Origin of the sequence: Halomonas sp. SS10-MC5, assembly GCF_015992245.1 — a bacterium.
GTDB lineage: Bacteria > Pseudomonadota > Gammaproteobacteria > Pseudomonadales > Halomonadaceae > Halomonas > Halomonas sulfidoxydans.
This window is the reverse complement of record NZ_CP065435.1, coordinates 2,026,278-2,044,535: the sequence shown is the minus strand read 5'-3', so window position 1 is coordinate 2,044,535 and position 18,258 is coordinate 2,026,278. Positions and strand designations below refer to the sequence as shown.

The window sequence follows — 18,258 nt, the reverse complement described above, 5'->3', positions numbered from 1 at the left end:
AGGCCATGACCGATTCCACCTCTCCCGACAACGCCAAGGCTTCGCTGAGCTACAAGGATGCCGGCGTTGACATCGATGCCGGCAATGCCCTGGTCGACCGCATCAAGGGCGTCGCGAAGCGCACCATGCGCCCCGAGGTGTTGGGCGGGCTGGGTGGCTTCGGCGCCCTGTGCCAGTTGCCCTCCGGCTATCGTGAACCGGTCCTGGTATCCGGCACCGACGGCGTGGGCACCAAGCTGCGCCTGGCCATGGACCTGGGTCGCCATGACACCATCGGTGTCGACCTGGTCGCCATGTGCGTCAACGACCTGGTCGTGGCCGGCGCCGAGCCGCTGTTCTTCCTCGACTACTATGCCACGGGCAAGCTCGATGTGGACATCGCCGCCGACGTGGTGGCCGGCATCGGCGAAGGCTGCGAGCGCGCCGGCTGTGCCCTGGTAGGCGGCGAGACCGCCGAGATGCCGGGCATGTACGAAGGCAGCGACTACGACCTGGCCGGCTTCTGCGTCGGCGTGGTGGAGAAATCCGAGATCCTCGACGGCAGCCAAGTCGGCGAAGGCGACGTGCTGCTGGGCATCGCCTCCACCGGGGCTCACTCCAACGGCTACTCGCTGATTCGCAAGATCCTCGAGGTGAGCGGCGCGTCGCTGGATACCGCCATCGACGGCCAGCCCCTTGGCGACGCCCTGCTCGCCCCCACTCGCATCTACGTCAAGCCGCTGCTGTCGCTGATCAAGGAGAGCGGTGTGGCGGTGCACGCCCTGTCCCACATCACCGGTGGCGGGCTGCTGGAAAACGTGCCCCGTGTCCTGCCGGAAACGCTTGCCGCACGCATCGACGTGAAGAGCTGGACCCGCCCGGCGCTGTTCGACTGGCTGCAGCAACAGGGCAACGTGGCGGAGCATGAGATGTATCGCGTGCTCAACTGCGGCATCGGCATGGTCGTCGTCGTGCCCTCCGCTCAGGCCGACCAGGCTCGCGCCCACCTTCAGGCGCAGGGCGAGACGGTCTACCGTGTCGGCGAGATCGTGGCCCGCCGCGAAGGAGAAGAAGCCGTGCAGTTGGAGAACCTCGAGGCATGAGCGACTACGCCAGCGACACCCTCAACGACCTGACCCCCGAGCCGACCGGCGCGCGTCGGGTCGTGGTGCTGATCTCCGGCAACGGCAGCAACCTGCAGGCGCTGATCGACGAGCAGACCCATGACCGCCTGGGCGGCGAGATCGTCGCGGTGATCTCCAACGTCGCGGACGCCTACGGCCTGCAGCGAGCCCGCGATGCCGGCATCGACGCCGTGGTGCTACCCCACGGCGAATACGACAGCCGTGAAGCCTACGACGGCGCCCTGATCAAGGTGATCGAGCGCCACGAACCGGACCTGGTGGTACTGGCCGGCTTCATGCGCATCCTCAGCTCGCGCTTCGTGCAGCGCTTCCATGGACGCATGCTCAATATCCACCCCTCCCTGCTGCCCGCCTATCGCGGCCTCAACACCCACGTCAAGGCGCTGGCCGACGGCGTGACCGAGCACGGCTGCAGCGTGCACTTCGTCACCGAGGAGCTCGACGGCGGCCCGGTAGCGATCCAGGCCGTGGTGAACGTGAGTGAGGACGAGACCGAGGCCAGTCTCAAGGAGAAGGTGCACGCCCGCGAGCACCTGATCTACCCCATCGCGGTGAAGTGGTTCCTCGAGGGGCGCCTGCGCCTCGAGGGGGCGGCCGCCGTGCTCGACGGCACCCCGCTGCCACCCCAGGGGCTACGCCTCTCCCACGCCGACGCCGCCGAGGAGCTGGACGAGAAATAGTAGAAAGCCGGCGATTTATGTCGCGAGCGAAGACAGGCTGATCGCCGCCGGAGCGCAATACCGAGCGAAGCGACAAACAGCCGTAGGCTGGCCCCGAAGGGGCGAGAAGCCGAAGGCTGCGAGTCAACCGGAGTGTTGCCTGCTACATGAGCATTTTGACGGTCCGACGCCTCGGCACCGCCGGCGGTCAGGATGGCCAGGTTCGTTCCCGACGAACCAACGCACTTCCCACATCCATGTGGGTCGTCGAGCGCAGCAATAAATCGGCGCTTTCTCAGGTGCGGGGCAGAGTCACCCCCCTCTGCCCCATATACTTGCCGCCGCGGTCCTTGTAGGAGGTCGCGCATACCTCGTCCGATTCCAGGAACAGCATCTGCGCCACGCCCTCGTTGGCGTAGATCTTGGCCGGCAGGTTGGTGGTGTTGGAGAACTCCAGGGTCACGTGCCCTTCCCACTCGGGCTCCAGCGGCGTCACGTTGACGATGATGCCGCAGCGGGCGTAGGTCGACTTGCCCAGGCAGATGGTCAACACGCTGCGCGGAATGCGGAAATACTCCACGGTGCGTGCCAGGGCGAAGGAGTTGGGCGGAATCACGCAGACGTCACCCTTGACGTCGACGAAGCTCTTCTCGTCGAAGGCCTTGGGATCGACCACTGCCGAGTGGATGTTGGTGAACACCTTGAACTCGTCGGCACAGCGAACGTCGTAGCCGTAGCTGGAGGTCCCATAGGAGATCACCCGCTGATCGTTCACGTAACGCACCTGGTCGGCTTCGAAGGGTTCGATCATGCCTTCCCGCTCGGCCATGCGGCGGATCCAACTGTCGGGCTTGATGCTCATGGAACGTCCTGAGATGTTGTGCCGAAGAATGAAGAAGTGGCTTTGGCTGAAAAGTCGGCGAGCGAAGGTCAGACAAGGCAAAAATCAGCGAAAAGACGGAGTTTACGTGTTGTAAATGAGTACTTTGAGCTGATTTTTAACGCCGTATGGCCAAGCGCAGCCAGTTTTCAGAAATTGCCTAGGGCCGCTATCATAACGGCCCTAGGTGCAGGCGTCACGACCAGCGGCCAACGCTCCTGGCCGTGGCGCACTCAATCGCTGAACGAGATGCTCGGTCCCTCGTCCGTCGACTGACCCTCGAGCGCCTTGGCGATCTGCCGCGCCATGTCGCGGAAGGTATGGGTCACCTCCCCTTCCGGCTCGGCAACCACCGTCGGCCGGCCACCGTCGACCTGCTCACGGATCGACAGTGCCAGCGGCAGCCTGCCCAGCACGCGAGTGTCGTACTCCTCCGCAATGCGCTCGCCGCCTCCTTCGCCGAAGATCGGTTCGGCATGGCCGCAGTTGGAGCACACGTGCAGGCTCATGTTCTCGACCACACCCAGCACCGGCACGTTCACCTTGCGGAACATCTCGATCCCCTTGCGCGCATCGAGCAGGGCGATGTCCTGGGGGGTGGTCACGATCACGGCGCCATCCACCGGCACCTTCTGCGCCAGGGTCAACTGGATGTCCCCGGTGCCCGGCGGCATGTCGATGAACAGCACGTCGAGATCCTGCCATGCCGTCTGGGTCAGCAGCTGCTGAAAGGCCCCCGCCACCATCGGCCCGCGCCACACCATGGGTTCGCGCGTATCGACCATGAATGCCATCGACATGGCTTGTACGCCGTGCATTTCCAGCGGCCTGAACTTGTTCTCACCGGCCTGCTGGGGCCGCACGCCTTCCGGAACGCCCAGCATCTGGGCCTGACTGGGGCCGTGGATGTCGGCATCGAGAATACCGACCCGATAGCCCTCGGCCACCATGGCGAGCGCCAGGTTGACGGTAACGGTGGACTTGCCCACTCCCCCCTTACCGGATGCCACGGCCACGATATGCTTGACCCCTTCGATCACGATTGACTCCTCGTATGGTTCATGTGGCTAAAACGCCATCGGGCTGTTCCGACAGTATACGCGTCGATGCCGATGCCTGGCGGCCAACACCGACGCCGACCCTTGCCTGAAACGGCTTGCGGCGAGCCGTAGCCCGCCGCATCGCGTGATATTGACGGTCAGCTGCGTGCCTCATCGGCAGGCTCTTCCTGTGGCCGATCCTGTTGCTGCTGGCCCTCCTGCTGCGACTGGCCTTCGCGCTGCTGGCCCTCCTGCTGCGTCTGGCCTTCGCGCTGCTGGCCCTCCTGCTCCGTCTGGCCTTGCTGAGAGGACCCGGTCTGCAGCTCCAGCTCGGCAAGTGCCTCACGCCACCTCGCCAGCTGCGACTCGATCTGCTGTAGCTGTTGCTGGCGCCGTTCGAGGCGAGACTGGAGCTCTTCGAGCTCCTTGCGTCCCGATTCGAGATCGCCAGTCAGCTGTTCATGCTCCTGGCGTGCCGCTTCCGTTTCAGCCACGACGTCGTCGCGCTCACTTTGCAGATCGCCGACTTCGCTCTCCACTTCGCCACGCCAGGCCTCGAGGGCTTCGATATCGCTTTCCAACGCATCGAGTGTCTGCTGGCGCTCGTCGATTGCCTGAGTGAGCGTATCGAGGCGCTGCTCGGCAGACTCGACCTCTTCGCGTAACTGGCCCAGCTCGTTGGTCACCTGCTCGCGTTCAGTCTCGGCCCGCTGGCGCTCTTCATCGGCCTGTTGACGGGCGGCCTCGGTCTCCTGCAGCCCTTGCTCGGCCTCCTCGCGCGCCGCTTCCGCCTCTTCCCGTGCCTGCTGCACGGCCTGGTAGTCGTCACGCAGCGCCGTGAGGTTCTCCTCCATCTCGGCCTGCTCGCCGCGGCGCGATTCAAGCTCGCTCTCCAGGGTCACCTGTTGCTCCTGCAGCTCCGCGAGTCGATTTTCCGCTTCGCCGGCTTCGGCTTCGAGTCGCTCGATCTCACCGCGTGCCGCCTGTCGCTCCTCGCCCATGGCAGCTTCGACCGACTGGCGCTCCTCCTCCAGCTCGGCCAACCGCTGCTGCAGCGTCTCGACATCCTCTCCGGCCTGGTTGCGCTCGTTGAGCTCAGCGAGCAGGTCCTGGTGTTCGCCCTCGACAGAGGACAGCTGCTCTTCGAGCGCTTGGCTGCGCTCGCGGTGATCGCTGGCACTATTGTGGGCGAAGATTGCCCAGATGATGGCGAGCACGGCCACGGCGACCAGGGCCAGGACGCGCCTATCCTTGTAGAGTGGGCTTTCGGGTGTCTCCGACATGGGCTAGACCCTCCAGATGGTCCGTATGAGCCGCCGCCGGCAGGCGACAGCCGCGTATCGAGGTGCTGGCAACCGCTCTTTCCTCAGCATACATAGCGATACCTTCAGGCGAAAGGAAGCTCAAGACGGTGGCTCGGCCCCGCATACTACGCCATGCGGAGAGCCTGCTTGCGCTCAGGGCGGCTCGACGCGCCAGCGGGAAAACCAGGGTGAGCCCCGGACCTCGACGTCCAGGGCACGCAGCCAGCGGGCTACGACCAGATTCGACTGGTGTACGGCGGAGTACTTCCGCGGATGGGGGACGAACGCCAGGCCGAACTCTTCACTCGGCACCGGCTCGACAGCGGCTCGCTCGAAGTGCCCATCGAGACGCCGCCGCAGGGCCAGGACGCGCCCCGCCTCGGCCTGAATCGGGTAGACCTCGTCCAGCCCCTCCGGCGCCAGCCGGTGGAACTGCTCGGGCGAGTCGACTCCCGGATATTCGCCTCGCCCCAGCCCGGATGCAGTGGGCCAGAGCATTGCCGCGGCGCCGGCCGGCCAGTGGCGCCGTCCCTCGACGTACCAGCGCCACTCGCCATAGCTGTAGCGAACCATACCTCCCTCTTCACGCGGCAATACCAAGCTGGCGTGACGGCCGTGATCGAGCACGTAGACCTCGACAGGCCTGTCGAGGGAAGACGGCTCGGGCGGCAGCACATGACCGACGCAGCCGGCCAGAAGCAAACACAAACCGGTTCCCAGCCAGCCTGACCGGCGGCGTCGATTGCCCATGTCCTGCCCCTCCCCATGGCACCGCTGGCTCCGAGTACCGCTGGCCCGGGCCTGCGTCCAGCGGGACGCGGCGGTGGGGGGTTGCGTCCGGGACCAGGTGGATCAGCGCAGTCCCAGCATCGACAGGATGAAAAGCACCACCACGATCAAGCCAATGATATAGATGATATTGCGCATACAGCTCTCCTTGCTGTTCGGTTCAGGAAGGACGCCACGGCAAGCCACCGGGCTCCGTCAGCCCCAGTGTAGCGGACCTGTGCCAGGCATCCAGTGGAGCGCCAGGCTTGTCGGCATCGCCCTACCCTAATACCTTAACGAGCAGGATCCCAATCGGCACAAGGAGCGGCCTCACCATGTCTCGAGATCACAGGTCGCAGCGGGCAATGGTGTTGATCCCACGCATTGGCGGCTTCCTGTGGCGAGTCCTGTGCGCCTTTCTGCGCAATCGCGGCATCCTCCTGGCGGGCGGCGTCGGCTACAACATCCTGCTCTCCATCGTGCCCCTCTTCGCCCTGCTCGCCGTACTGCTGACACGGGTAGTGGACGAAGCCGTGCTTCTCGAGGTCCTCAGCGTTCAGTTGGCCCACCTGGCCCCGGCGCATGCCGAAGGCTTGCTGGAGGCGGTACGTGCGCTGCTGGCATCGCGCGACGTCATCGGGCTGTTCGGCATCCTGATGCTGCTGGTGTTCAGTTCCTTTGTCTTTCGCATGCTGGAAGACGCCCTGGCGATCATCTTCCATACGCCGGAGGCACATCCCAAACGTCGAATCTGGGTCTCGGTGCTGCTGCCCTATTTGTTCATGCTGGTGCTGGGCGCCGGTCTATTCGCGCTGAGCCTGATGGTGGCCCTGGCCGAGGCGATCAGCACCTTGTGGCGGGTGGTGCTTGGGCGCGACATGCCCTTCGCCGGCCTCTCCGATCCGCTGCTCAACCTGTTCAGCTTCCTCGGGGTCTTCCTGCTCTTCAGTGCCATCTACAAGGTGCTGCCCGTGGTGAAGATCGCCTTGAAGCGAGCCCTGATAGGCGGCTTCGTCGCCGCCCTGCTGTGGGAAGGGGTCCGCTTTCTGCTGATGTTCTACTTCCTCAACGTCTCGCTGGTGAACGTCGTCTACGGCTCACTCGCCACGCTGATCGTGGTGCTGCTCACCCTGGAGGTCGGCGCCATGATCGTGCTGCTAGGCGCCCAGGTCATTGCCGAACTCGAATACAACGCCCGCCGCGGCCTGCCTTGGTACGTCGACCCACGGCGGGAGGCAATCACGCACGTGGATTGAAGCGAGCGCTCCCGATACCCCCTCACTACCGGGAACCGTGCTTTCGGTCGCTCCGTAGCCGGCGTATGAGCGTGAACAGCGCCTTGCCGCTGACCATGCCAAGCACGTAGATGACGAGCAGCAGCAACGCCAGTGGCATGCGCGTTCCCCATGCCAGGAAGCGCACCTCGACCAGGACGATGTTCTGCACGAAGAGAATCGCGACCAGCAGGGTGATGACGATCTTGATCGCCAGCAGTAGCGTATCCATGCGCCCTCCTTTGCCGTTCTGCCTATTCAAGCTGGGCGGTCGCGCGTTTCCTGTCAACTCGAGCCAAGATCGGTCTCGTCCAACATGACACGCCCGGCCAAAGCCGGGCGTGGAGGGACATCAGGGAGGAGAAACGTTGCGGGACTTCAGGCTCGGCGCGCGATCAGCCGAAGGCAAGCAGTGCCCCGGCTGCCGTGATCGCCACGCCCAGAGCCCGCAGGAAGCGGTTCTCCCGCTGCATGAGCAACCCACCGGCCAGGCGGCCCGCATAGGTGACCGCCAGCGTGGCCAGCGTGAAACCGGCCAGGTACGTCAACATGGAGGCGCCATGCGGGATCTCGCTGCCGTGGGCATGGCCGTGGAACAGCATGAACAGCACCACCACGCCGGCGCCCACCGCGGCCGGCACCTTGACCAGCGCGGCGATCAGTACCCCCGCCAGCAGTACCGACATGGCGATGCCGAACTCCACGCCCGGCAATGCCAACCCGACCCAGGCCAGTCCGGCTCCCAGCAGCATGCCACCGGCGGCGAGCAGCGGCGCCGCCAGGCTGAAAGCACGGCTCTGGCGCAGGCTCCACAGCCCGACGGCCAGCATCGCCAGCAGGTGGTCCAGCCCCAGCAACGGATGCGCCAGGCCGGCGGCAAAGCCACTGCTATGGGCATGGTCGTGGCCCGGGTGGCCAACGGCCATGCCCGCGACCAGCAGCATGAGGGGGGCGCTCGCCAATGCCAGGCGCGCGGCGGGGGAATGACGGTGCTTCATGGTGGCGCTCTCCTTGCCGATAAGGAAAAAGGGATTAGGCTCAGGCGTTGACCGTCTGGGCCTGGGGACGACGCTCCGGCAACATGCCGCGATCGAGAATGAAGCGGATGATCGCTTCGAGCCCCACGCCGTCGTAGAGGTTGGTGAAGACGAATGGACGCTCGCCGCGCATCTTCCTGGAGTCGCGCTCCATGACTTCCAGCGAGGCGTGCACCTGCTCGGCGATGTCGATTTTGTTGATGATCAGCAGGTCCGACTTGGTGATGCCGGGCCCGCCCTTGCGCGGGATCTTGTCACCGGCGGAAACATCGATCACGTAGAGGGTGAGGTCGGAGAGCTCGGGGCTGAAGGTGGCCGAGAGGTTGTCGCCGCCCGACTCCACCAGCACCAGCTCCAGGCCGGGGTGCCGCTCCTGCAGCTCGTCGATGGCGGCGAGGTTCATCGAGGCATCCTCGCGGATCGCCGTGTGCGGGCAGCCACCGGTCTCCACGCCGAGGATGCGGTCGGCCGGCAGCGCCTCGTGGCGCAGCAGGAAATCGGCGTCCTCACGGGTGTAGATATCGTTGGTGACCACGGCAATGTCGTAGTAGTCGCGCAGCGCCAGGCAGAGCTGCTTGAGCAGGGCCGTCTTGCCGGAGCCCACCGGGCCGCCGACGCCGACGCGTAGGCAATGTGTCATCGTCTTGCTCCTTTCATGAATTCGACATTCGGAAAGTCACGAGAAGGAAGACGTCGCTTCGCGACTCGAAGAGGGAAGAAAACTCACGCCCTGCCTACCCTCTTCTCTCTTCTCTCTTTCCTACTTCCTACTAGCTTCTAAACAATCGCGAATACTGGGTTTCGTGCAGCGCGCTGGCCAATGCCAGCCCGGGCAGCGCGGGGCCGAGTTCGTCGTCCTCGAGCGCGAGCGCTTCATCCACCGCGGCCACCAGCGCCGGGCGTAGCCGCTCGACCAGTCGCTGGGCCGCGGTATGCCCCAGCGGCAGCGCCTTGCAGGCCACGGCGAGCTGGTTCTCGAGCCAGGCCCAGGCGAAGCCGAGCATGGCCTGGCGCGGGGCCACCCCGCGTACCTGGGCGGCCCAGGCAAACACGGTCACATAGCCGGCGCCCGGCGGCATCGCTGGCGACTCTCTCGAAGGCCCCTCGGGCAACAGGTTCAGGCTGCCCAATAGACGGGAGAGCGACGCACCCAGTCGCGAGTCCTCTGCCGCCAGCTCGGCGGTCTCACGGTTGGCGGCGAGCCAGCTGTCCCACCACGCAATCGCCTCTTCGTCTTCCCTCGCCCAGGCCTGCTGCAGACGCGCCAGCACCGGCAGCTCGCAGCGGGACAGGCCGTCGTCGAGCACGCCGGTCAGCCAGTCGCCGAGGCTCGCCTCATCCTTTACCCAGCCCAGCTCGAAGGCGCTCTCCAGGCCCTGGGAGAAGGCGAAGGCCCCGATCGGCAGCGCCGGGCTGACCAGTTGCAGCAGTCCCAGCAGCGCCAGATCGTCGCCCTGCGCCATCCTCAATGAGGCCGCCTCAATGGGCATGGTGATGGCCATGGCCGTGGTGACCGTGATCGTGGCCGTGCTCATGGTCATGATCGTGGTCATGCGCATGTGAATGGCCGAGCTGGTGGTAGGCGCCCGGCTCGGGGTCGAAGGGCGCCTCGTGCCGCTCCAGGCTCGCCCCCAGCAACTCGGCCAGCTCTTCCAGAACGTGGTCCGGCGGGAAGCGCACGTAACCACCCTGCCCGTCCTCTCCCAGGGCCAGCTGCACATGGCGATTGCCCAGGTGATAGGCGAGCCGCGCCAGCGGCAGGCCCGCCGCGACCCTGGCGGTCACCACCGGCTCGGCAGCGGCCCTGACCCGCACGATCTCACCGCTCTCGGCGCGCAGCCCCTCGCCGGCGCGCAGCACCGGGCCGCGGTCGAGGAACAGGCCCAGCTCGCGACCGGCATCGCTCACCGCCTTGAGCCGGCCACGAATGCGCAGCTCATAGGGCAGCGTCAGGGTATCGCCGGCCTGGCGCCCCTCGATGGGTCCCAGGCGTTCAGTCAGTTTCAGCATTATTCAACCCCAGTATCGGGCCACGAGCCGCGGGCTTCGGGCTCGTAGCCCGTAGCCCGTAGCCCGTAGCTCAGAACAAGTGGTAGCGCTGGGCCAAGGGCAGCTCGGTGGCCGGCTCACAGGTCAGCAGCTCCCCGTCGCAACGCACCTCATAGGTCTGCGGATCGACGCTGAGCTCGGGGCAGGCATCGTTGAGCTTCATGTCGCTCTTGCGCACCCCGCGCACGTTCCTGCATGCCGCCAGCCCGCTTTGCAGGCCCAGCCGCTCCTTGATGCCGGCGTCCAGCGCCGCCTGGCTGACGAAGGTCAACCGCGACAGGCTCGCCGCCCGGCCGAAGGCACCGAACATGGGGCGGTAGTGCACCGGCTGCGGCGTGGGAATCGAGGCGTTGGGGTCACCCATGGGCGCCGCCGCGATCATGCCCGCCTTGAGAATCAGCGCCGGCTTGACGCCGAAGAAGGCCGGACTCCACAGCACCAGGTCGGCCAGCTTGCCGACCTCGATGGAGCCCACCTCATGGGCGATGCCGTGGGTGATCGCCGGGTTGATGGTGTACTTGGCGATGTAGCGTCGGGCGCGGAAGTTGTCGGCGCCGAGCGCTTCGTCCTCCGGCAGCAGCCCACGCTGCACCTTCATCTTGTGCGCGGTCTGCCAGGTGCGGCACACCACTTCGCCGACCCTCCCCATGGCCTGGGAGTCCGAGGCGATCATCGAGATCACCCCCATGTCCTGCAGGATGTCCTCGGCGGCAATGGTCTCGCGGCGGATGCGCGAGTCGGCGAAGGCCACGTCCTCGGGAATGTTGGGATCGAGGTGGTGGCACACCATCAGCATGTCGAGGTGCTCGTCGATGGTGTTGACCGTGTAGGGCCGGGTCGGGTTGGTCGACGACGGCAGCACGTAGGGCTTGGAGCAGGCAATCAGGATGTCCGGCGCATGACCGCCACCGGCGCCCTCGGTGTGATAGGTGTGGATGCCGCGCTCCTTGAAGGCGGCCAGCGTATCCTCGACGAAGCCCGACTCGTTGAGCGTGTCGGTATGGATGGCGATCTGTACGTCGTACTTTTCGGCCACGCTCAGGCAGGTGTCGATGGAGGCCGGGGTAGTGCCCCAGTCCTCGTGCAGCTTGAGACCGATGGCGCCGGCCTCAAGCTGGGCTTCCAGGGCTTCGGGCAGGCTGGCATTGCCCTTTCCCAGCAGGCCGATGTTCATCGGCAGCGCGTCCACCGCCTGCAGCATCCTGCCGATGTGCCAGGCGCCCGGCGTGCAGGTAGTGGCGTTGCTGCCGGTGGCCGGCCCGGTGCCGCCGCCGAGCATGGTGGTGATGCCGCTCATCAGGGCTTCTTCCACCTGCTGGGGGCAGATGAAGTGGATGTGCGCGTCGATGCCGCCGGCGGTGAGGATCTTCCCCTCACCGGCAATGATCTCGGTGCCGGGGCCGATGACGATGTCGACGTCGGGCTGGGTGTCGGGATTGCCCGCCTTGCCGATGGCTGCGATACGGCCGGCCTGGATGCCCACGTCCGCCTTGACGATGCCCCACCAGTCGAGGATCAGCGCGTTCGTGATCACGGTATCCATCACCGTATCGTCGAGGCGCTGGCTCTGGCCCATGCCGTCGCGGATCACCTTGCCGCCGCCGAACTTCACCTCATCCCCGTAATGGGTCGCGTCGCGCTCGACTTCGATCCACAGCTCGGTGTCGCCCAGGCGTACCCGGTCGCCCACCGTGGGGCCATACATATCGGCATAGGCTTGGCGTGAAATCTTCATGAAGCGTCTCCATCCAGCTTACCCATCACCTCGCCGCGAAAGCCGTAGATATGGCGCGTGCCGGCAAAGGGAATCAGCGTGACTTCTCGCGTCTGACCCGGCTCGAAGCGAATCGCCGTGCCCGCCGCCACGTCCAGGCGAAAACCACGCGCCTTGGTGCGGTCGAAGACCAGCGCCGGGTTGGTCTCGGCGAAGTGATAATGGGAGCCGACCTGGATCGGCCGGTCGCCGGTATTGGCCACCTCCACCGTGATCCGCTCGCGCCCGGCGCAGAGCTCGATCTCGCCGTCCTGTAATTGGTACTCCCCAGGAATCATGACGCCTCCTTAACAACGTTGCGGAAATGAGCGAGCGACGGCCAGACAAGGCGAACAGAGGCGAGCCAGCGGAGTTGACTGGGTGTTCAATGAGCATGGCGAGCCGATGTTCAACGCGGTATGGCCGAGCGCAGCCATTTCGACCTCCGCTAGACGATGGGTGTGTGGACCGTGACCAGCTTCGTGCCATCGGGGAAGGTCGCCTCCACCTGCACCTCGTGCACCATCTCGGCTACCCCCTCCATCACATCGTCGCGGCCGAGGATCTCGCGGCCGTAGCTCATCAGCTCGGCCACGCTGCGGCCGTCTCTCGCGCCTTCCATGATCTCGAAGCTGATCAGCGCCACCGCCTCCGGGTAGTTGAGCTTGAGGCCGCGGGCCCGGCGTCGCTCGGCCAGTTGGGCGGCCGAGAACAGCAGCAGCTTGTCCTTGTCTCTCGGGGTCAGTTCCATGCGAGTCTCCTGCAATCGTCAGGTGAACCAGATACGGGGGGGATGGGGAGGAGAATCGATCAACAGCGGCCTGAGACAGGCCCAGGCCTGCTGGCAAAGGTCCCAGGCCTCGTTACGCTCATGACCCAGGTAGCGCAGCAACAGCACGCCATGGCGCACGGTGACCGCCCAGCGCGGGCTTGGCGGGATCGCATCTCGCAGCGCTTCGATGGCGTTGGCTTCGTCGTCGAGGCCCACGGCCCATAGCGTGGCCTGCACGCTGGCGCCCCCCTGCCCCCAGCGCCCCTTGAAGCGCGGGTGCTCCGGGTCGAGCGGCTGACGCTCCAACCACAGCGGCTTGCCATCGCGACACAACCGAAAGCGCTGCTCGATGCGGCCCGACACGTAGGGCAGCCGGCTCGCCGGTCGGCCCAGCGCCAACACTTCCCAGCCCAGGCAACGCGCATCGCCGGCCAGCTCGATGGCCGTGTGCTGCTCACCGCACGAGCCATCGAAGGCAATGGTCTCCTGGGGCAGCCACTCGAGCACGCCGCCCGGCGCCACCTGCAGCTCGGTACGCTGGGACCAGGCCACGCCATGGCTGTCGGCACGATAGAGCTTGTTGGCCGCAGGCGTCGTCACCAACGCACGGGCGCCCGATTCGACCTGAACCGAGACGTGCAACAGATCGCCGCTGACCAGCCCTCCGGGCGGATGCAGCAGGTAGACATGACACGAGCCCCCGCGGCCCTCGGGATAGAAAGGCCGCTGCACCCGCAGCGGGCCCTGATGACGAGCCCGCACCAGGCGGGTGGCCCCCTGGCGCCGGTCGAAGCCGAGTTCCAGCGACGCCACCCAGCGACGGCCGGCATCGAAGCGGTGACCGGAAGCACAGGGCGGCAGCAGTGTCTTGGCGTCGAAACGAGCCGTCATTGGCATCGGCCTTCAGCAACAGGGTTCGGCCTCTTCGTCGAGGCTTTGCCCTATTCATGGCAACCGCTGTACCAGAACGGTGAAATGCAGGAAAAACGGATACGATTCATTGGCTTATTTTGTATACAGCCACACCTGCACGGACCATCTTCGCACCAGATTGGCGCGCGAAAGCCAGCGCGGCGCACAGTTTCCGCGCATGAGCGCCTGACGACTCCTTGGCCATGGCGCAGAACGGTGCATGGAAAAATCCCACCTTGGCAAAACGGCTAGACCGTCAGGTGCTCCTTGATCAGGGCATCGGTGAGCTCACCGATCTCGCCCCTGGCCACCGGCCGGCCGCGATCCATGATCGCGAAGCGATCGGCATACTTGCGGGCGAAGGGCAGTTTCTGCTCCACCAGCAGCACGGTCAGACCGTCCTCGGCGATCAGCTTGCGAATCACCTCGCCAATCAGGGTGACGATATTGGGCTGGATCCCCTCCCCCGGCTCGTCAAGAATCAGCAGGCGTGGCTCGATCACCAGCGCCCGACCGATGGCCAGCTGCTGCTGCTGGCCGCCGGAGAGATCGCCACCCCGACGGTGCTTCATCTCCTCGAGCACCGGGAAGAGTTCGAAGATGCGCTCCGGGATGGTGCGCCGACCATCGCCGCGTGCCGCCAGGCCGGTACGCAGGTTCTCTTCCACGGTGAGCAGCGGGAAGATCTGCCGCCCCTGGGGCACGTAGCCGATCCCCAGCCGCGAACGATCCTCCACCCGCCGCCGGGTAAGCTCGACATCGTCGGCATAGCGGATGCTGCCGGAGGCCACCGCCACCTCCCCCATGATCGCCTTCATCAAGGTGGTCTTGCCCACCCCGTTGCGCCCCATTACGCAGGTACACTGGCCCGCCGGCACGGCCAGGTCGAGATCCCACAGGGTGTGGCTCTCGCCATAGAACTGATTGAGCTTGTCGATTTCGAGCATCAGACCGCCTCCTCCTCGGCTTCGGCGCCCAGGTAGACCTCGACCACCTGCGGGTCGCTCGACACCTGGTCCATACTGCCCTCGGCCAGCACGCTACCCTGATGCAGCACCGTCACCTTGCGTGCGATGGAACGCACGAAACCCATATCGTGCTCGACGACGACAACAGATTGTTTTCCCGCTAACCCGGTCAGCAGCTCGGCGGTACGCTCCATCTCCTGCTCGGTCATCCCCGCCACCGGCTCGTCCACCAGCAGAAGCCGCGGCCGCTGCATCAGCAGCATGCCGATCTCCAGCCACTGCTTCTGGCCGTGGGACAGAATGCCCGCCTGACGCTCACGCAGCTCGGCCAGGCCGATGGTCAGCAGCACCTCGTCGATGCGGTCGCGAATCTCGCCGTTCATGCGTGCCGTGAGCGTGGGCAGGATGCGTTTGTCGGCGGCCATCGCCAGCTCCAGGTTCTCGAATACCGTGAGCGCCTCGAACACCGTGGGCTTCTGGAACTTGCGGCCGATGCCGAGGCTGGCGATCTGCGGCTCGTTCATGGTCAGCAGGTCGTGGCGACTGCCGAACCACACCTTGCCGCTATCGGGTCGGGTCTTGCCGGTGATGATGTCCATCATGGTGGTCTTGCCGGCGCCGTTGGGTCCGATGATGCAGCGCAGCTCGCCGTCGTCGATGGTCAGGTTCAGGTCGTTGATCGCCTTGAAGCCGTCGAAGCTGACCGTGACGTCGTCGAGGTAGAGAATCGGCCCGTGCCGCACGTCGACCGGCGACTCGGCCGGCACCAGGAAATCGAAGACCCGGTCACGATTGGCCAATGAACTCAAAATGCTCATGCCGATGCCTCCTTGCCGGAGAACGCACCCGAGCCCTCGGCACGACCTCGGTATCTCAGTGCCAACAGGCCGGCTACCCCCTTGGGCAGGAAGACCGTCACCAGCACGAAGAGCCCGCCCAGGGCGAACAGCCAGGCGTCGGGCATCACGCCGGTGAACACCGTCTTGGCATAGTTGACGAGTATCGCCCCGATCGCCGCTCCATAGAGCGTCGCCCGGCCGCCCAGCGCCACCCACAGCACGATCTCGATGGAGAACAACGGCGAGAACTCGCTGGGGTTGATGATGCCCACCTGGGGCACGTAGAGCGCCCCGGCGAGCCCCGCCAGCATGGCCGAAACCACGAACACGAACAGCTGGAAGCGCTCGACCCGGTAGCCGAGGAAGCGCGTACGCGCCTCGGCGTCGCGGGTGGCCACACACACCCGGCCCAGCTTGCTGGTCACGATGGCCCGGCACAGCACGTAGCCCAGCGCCAGGGCCACGCCGGTCGCCAGGAAGAGGCCCAGCCGGGTGTCGCGGCTGCGCAGGTTGAAGCCGAGGATCTCGCGGAAATCGGTCAGCCCGTTGTTGCCGCCGAAGCCCATCTCGTTGCGGAAGAAGGCCAGCATCAGGGCGAAGGTGAGCGCCTGGGTGATGATCGACAGATAGACCCCGGTGACCCGTGAGCGAAACGCCAGGAAGCCGAACACCAGCGCCAACGCTCCCGGTACCAGCAGCACCATCAGGAAGGCGAACCCGGCCATGTCGAAGCCATGCCAGTACCACGGCAGGCTGTCCCAGTTGAGGAACACCATGAAGTCGGGCAGCACCGGGTGGCCGTAGACGCCACGGTCACCGATCTGGCGCATCAGGTACATGCCCATGGCATAGCCGCCCAGGGCGAAGAAGGCGCCATGACCCAGGCTGAGGATACCGAGATAGCCCCACACCAGATCCACCGCTACCGCCAGCAGGGCGTAGCTCAGGTACTTGCCGAACAAGTTAACGGTATAAGCGCTGACATGGAGTGGATGCCCCGCCGGCACGGCCACGTGCAGCAGCGTCACCAGGGCCATCGCCGCCAGCAGCACGCCGAGAAAGATCAGCGTCGAGCGTTCGCCGAACGGTCTCATCAGCCACGATCTCGATTGCATGGATCAGCCCTCCGCCGCCCGGCCCTTCTGCGGGAAGAGTCCGCGGGGGCGCTTTTGAATGAACAGGATGATGAACACCAGCACGATGATCTTGGCCATCACGGCCCCGGCCCAGGGTTCCAGCACCTGATTGATGACCCCGAGCGAGAGGCCCGCCACCAGTGTGCCCCACAGGTTCCCCACCCCGCCGAAGACCACCACCATGAAGGAGTCGATGATGTAGTTCTGGCCCAGGTTGGGGCCCACGTTGGTGAGCTGGCTGAGCGCCACGCCGGCCAGCCCCGCCACCCCGGAGCCCAGAGCGAAGGTCAGGATGTCGACCCGCGTGGCGCGAATGCCCATCGAGCGTGCCATGGCACGGTTCTGGGTCACCGCCCGCACCTCCAGGCCGAGCCGGGTACGGCGCATGATCAGCATCAGCGCGGCGAACACCACCAGGGCGAAGCCGAGCACCACCATCCGGTTGAGCGTGAGAGAGAGCGCATCGTTGACGGCAATGGAGCCGCTCATCCACTCCGGCGTGACCACGGTACGGTTGAGCGGCGAGATCGCAGTGCGTACCAACTGCTGGAGAATCAGGCTGACACCGAAGGTCGCCAGCAGCGTCTCCAGCGGGCGCCCCTTGAGGAACTGGATGACGCCGCGCTCGATGGCGATGCCGGCCAACGCCGCGACCAGGAAGCCGGCGGGAATCGCCAGGATCAAGGCCAGCCCCGGCTGGCCCGGCAGCAATTGCTGCATGGCCCAGGTGGTGTAGGCACCGAGCATGATCAACTCGCCGTGGGCCATGTTGATCACGCCCATCACGCCGAAGGTGATGGCCAGGCCGATGGCGGCGAGCACCAGCACCGAGCCCAGCGACAGGCCGAAGTAGAGCGTCTCGACCGCACGGTTGACCTTGAGCTTCTGCTCGATGCCGTTGAGTGCCTCACGAGCGGCGTCGACCAACGCAGAATCGTCACTGTTGAGTACACGATTGAGCGCCACCCGGACCCGCGGATGCAGACTGCCGCGCAGCTCCTCGACCGCTTCGACCTCGCCCTGCTCCAGGCGGTAAATGGCGAGCGCCTGGATCAGCCGCTCTTGCACCCGCGCATCCGGCTCCGCCTCGATCACCTCGGCCAGGGGGCCAGCCAGGTCGCCGTCGACCTCGCCCAGCAACCGCTCTGCAGAAGCGCGGCGCAAGCCAACATCGGCGGCATAGAGATCGACCACGGCGATCGCGCTGCGCAGTTGGTTGCGCAGCGCGTTGTTGATGCCGATGCGGTCCAGGTCGCGGCGCGACATCTCGCCCAGGGCCTCGCCGGTCAGGGCGTCCTCGACCGGCCACTGGCGGCCCGAGTTGTCGAGCACCACCACGAAGCGGCCATCGTCGGTGCGCTGCAAACGACCATCGAGCAGGGCCTGGAGCCAGCCCCGGGCGCGAGGATCGTCGCTGCGCACGATGCCCTCGATGGCCTCACCCTTGGCGGAAAACGACGACACGTCCAGCGCCGCGAGAAGCGCCTGTGCCGTTGAATCGGACCTCTCGGCCTCCTGGGCGGATGCGGGAGCGGCCAGCGTAAGACCAAGTGCGAGCGTGAGGGCAAGGACGAGAACCATCAGCCACGAACCCCTTGTCGCCGTGTGCATGGGCTCGCTGGCTTCGGCGGCGCTGCCGGCCCTCGCCCCGGCCGCCACTGGCCAGGGCACGGGGGGATATCTCATCGGAGCGTTCCTCGGAATCGGTGAAGAAGGCGTGCTCCCCCGCTGCTGGCAGCGGGG

Annotated in this window: 20 protein-coding genes; 3 read left to right on the top strand and 17 right to left on the bottom strand. The window is 65.9% G+C overall.

Annotated elements, in window-relative coordinates:
- Positions 1 to 5: 5 nt before the first annotated feature.
- Entirely contained in the window at positions 6 to 1,082 is a 1,077-nt protein-coding gene (purM, locus tag I4484_RS09645) for a phosphoribosylformylglycinamidine cyclo-ligase (protein ID WP_197450728.1), read from the top strand.
- Positions 1,079 to 1,804, top strand: a complete 726-nt coding sequence (gene purN, locus I4484_RS09640) for a phosphoribosylglycinamide formyltransferase (RefSeq protein ID WP_197450727.1) — start codon at positions 1,079 to 1,081, stop codon at positions 1,802 to 1,804. The genes purM and purN overlap by 4 nt, the downstream gene beginning before the upstream one ends.
- A gap of 274 nt (positions 1,805 to 2,078) precedes the next feature.
- Here the strand turns inward: purN and dcd are convergent, their stop codons facing one another.
- From dcd to I4484_RS09620, 4 genes are all read right to left on the bottom strand, one after another.
- Positions 2,079 to 2,645 (bottom strand): dCTP deaminase, encoded by a 567-nt coding sequence (gene dcd / locus I4484_RS09635; RefSeq protein ID WP_197450726.1) that lies wholly within the window; start codon positions 2,643 to 2,645, stop codon positions 2,079 to 2,081.
- A 251-nt stretch (positions 2,646 to 2,896) separates the two neighbouring features.
- A complete protein-coding gene (gene apbC / locus I4484_RS09630; RefSeq protein ID WP_197450990.1) occupies positions 2,897 to 3,700 on the bottom strand; it encodes an iron-sulfur cluster carrier protein ApbC in 804 nt (267 codons plus the stop codon).
- A 161-nt stretch (positions 3,701 to 3,861) separates the two neighbouring features.
- The gene (locus I4484_RS09625; protein ID WP_197450725.1) at positions 3,862 to 4,986 is read right to left on the bottom strand and encodes a hypothetical protein; all 1,125 of its coding nucleotides are present in this window, start codon (positions 4,984 to 4,986) and stop codon (positions 3,862 to 3,864) included.
- Between the two features lie 174 nt (positions 4,987 to 5,160).
- Positions 5,161 to 5,715, bottom strand: coding sequence for a hypothetical protein (locus I4484_RS09620; protein ID WP_197450724.1), 555 nt, complete (start codon positions 5,713 to 5,715; stop codon positions 5,161 to 5,163).
- 395 nt (positions 5,716 to 6,110) lie between these two features.
- On the opposite strand from I4484_RS09620, the gene I4484_RS09615 reads away from it, so the two are divergent.
- Positions 6,111 to 7,031 carry a YihY/virulence factor BrkB family protein gene (locus I4484_RS09615; protein WP_197450723.1) on the top strand — a complete coding sequence of 307 codons (921 nt, stop codon included), beginning with the start codon at positions 6,111 to 6,113 and terminating at the stop codon, positions 7,029 to 7,031.
- 25 nt (positions 7,032 to 7,056) lie between these two features.
- On the opposite strand, the gene I4484_RS09610 is transcribed toward I4484_RS09615, so the two are convergent.
- The 13 genes from I4484_RS09610 to urtB all read right to left on the bottom strand — a co-directional run bounded on the left by I4484_RS09610 (position 7,057) and on the right by urtB (position 18,126).
- Positions 7,057 to 7,281 (bottom strand): lipopolysaccharide assembly protein LapA domain-containing protein, encoded by a 225-nt coding sequence (locus I4484_RS09610; protein ID WP_197450722.1) that lies wholly within the window; start codon positions 7,279 to 7,281, stop codon positions 7,057 to 7,059.
- A gap of 163 nt (positions 7,282 to 7,444) precedes the next feature.
- The gene (locus tag I4484_RS09605; protein WP_197450721.1) at positions 7,445 to 8,047 is read right to left on the bottom strand and encodes a HupE/UreJ family protein; all 603 of its coding nucleotides are present in this window, start codon (positions 8,045 to 8,047) and stop codon (positions 7,445 to 7,447) included.
- Between the two features lie 40 nt (positions 8,048 to 8,087).
- A complete protein-coding gene (ureG, locus tag I4484_RS09600; protein WP_197450720.1) occupies positions 8,088 to 8,726 on the bottom strand; it encodes an urease accessory protein UreG in 639 nt (212 codons plus the stop codon).
- A gap of 130 nt (positions 8,727 to 8,856) precedes the next feature.
- A complete protein-coding gene (locus I4484_RS09595; protein ID WP_197450989.1) occupies positions 8,857 to 9,588 on the bottom strand; it encodes an urease accessory protein UreF in 732 nt (243 codons plus the stop codon).
- Positions 9,566 to 10,096: an urease accessory protein UreE gene (gene ureE, locus I4484_RS09590; protein ID WP_197450719.1), complete on the bottom strand. Its 531-nt coding sequence runs from the start codon at positions 10,094 to 10,096 to the stop codon at positions 9,566 to 9,568. Before ureE ends, I4484_RS09595 begins: the two co-directional genes overlap by 23 nt.
- A 70-nt stretch (positions 10,097 to 10,166) precedes the next feature.
- Positions 10,167 to 11,870: an urease subunit alpha gene (gene ureC / locus I4484_RS09585; RefSeq protein ID WP_197450718.1), complete on the bottom strand. Its 1,704-nt coding sequence runs from the start codon at positions 11,868 to 11,870 to the stop codon at positions 10,167 to 10,169.
- Positions 11,867 to 12,187 carry an urease subunit beta gene (locus tag I4484_RS09580; RefSeq protein ID WP_197450717.1) on the bottom strand — a complete coding sequence of 107 codons (321 nt, stop codon included), beginning with the start codon at positions 12,185 to 12,187 and terminating at the stop codon, positions 11,867 to 11,869. Before I4484_RS09580 ends, ureC begins: the two co-directional genes overlap by 4 nt.
- A gap of 149 nt (positions 12,188 to 12,336) precedes the next feature.
- Entirely contained in the window at positions 12,337 to 12,639 is a 303-nt protein-coding gene (ureA, locus tag I4484_RS09575; protein WP_159551673.1) for an urease subunit gamma, read from the bottom strand.
- Positions 12,640 to 12,657: 18 nt separating this feature from the next.
- On the bottom strand, positions 12,658 to 13,551 hold the full coding sequence (locus tag I4484_RS09570) for an urease accessory protein UreD (RefSeq protein WP_197450716.1): 894 nt from the start codon (positions 13,549 to 13,551) through the stop codon (positions 12,658 to 12,660).
- Between the two features lie 269 nt (positions 13,552 to 13,820).
- Complete coding sequence (urtE, locus tag I4484_RS09565; RefSeq protein WP_197450715.1) at positions 13,821 to 14,519, bottom strand: urea ABC transporter ATP-binding subunit UrtE; 699 nt, start codon at positions 14,517 to 14,519, stop codon at positions 13,821 to 13,823.
- Entirely contained in the window at positions 14,519 to 15,358 is an 840-nt protein-coding gene (urtD, locus tag I4484_RS09560) for an urea ABC transporter ATP-binding protein UrtD (RefSeq protein ID WP_197450714.1), read from the bottom strand. The genes urtE and urtD overlap by 1 nt, the downstream gene beginning before the upstream one ends.
- The gene (gene urtC / locus I4484_RS09555) at positions 15,355 to 16,494 is read right to left on the bottom strand and encodes an urea ABC transporter permease subunit UrtC (protein ID WP_197450713.1); all 1,140 of its coding nucleotides are present in this window, start codon (positions 16,492 to 16,494) and stop codon (positions 15,355 to 15,357) included. Before urtC ends, urtD begins: the two co-directional genes overlap by 4 nt.
- Positions 16,495 to 16,497: 3 nt before the next feature.
- Entirely contained in the window at positions 16,498 to 18,126 is a 1,629-nt protein-coding gene (gene urtB, locus I4484_RS09550) for an urea ABC transporter permease subunit UrtB (protein ID WP_197450988.1), read from the bottom strand.
- Between the last annotated feature and the right edge of the window lie 132 nt (positions 18,127 to 18,258).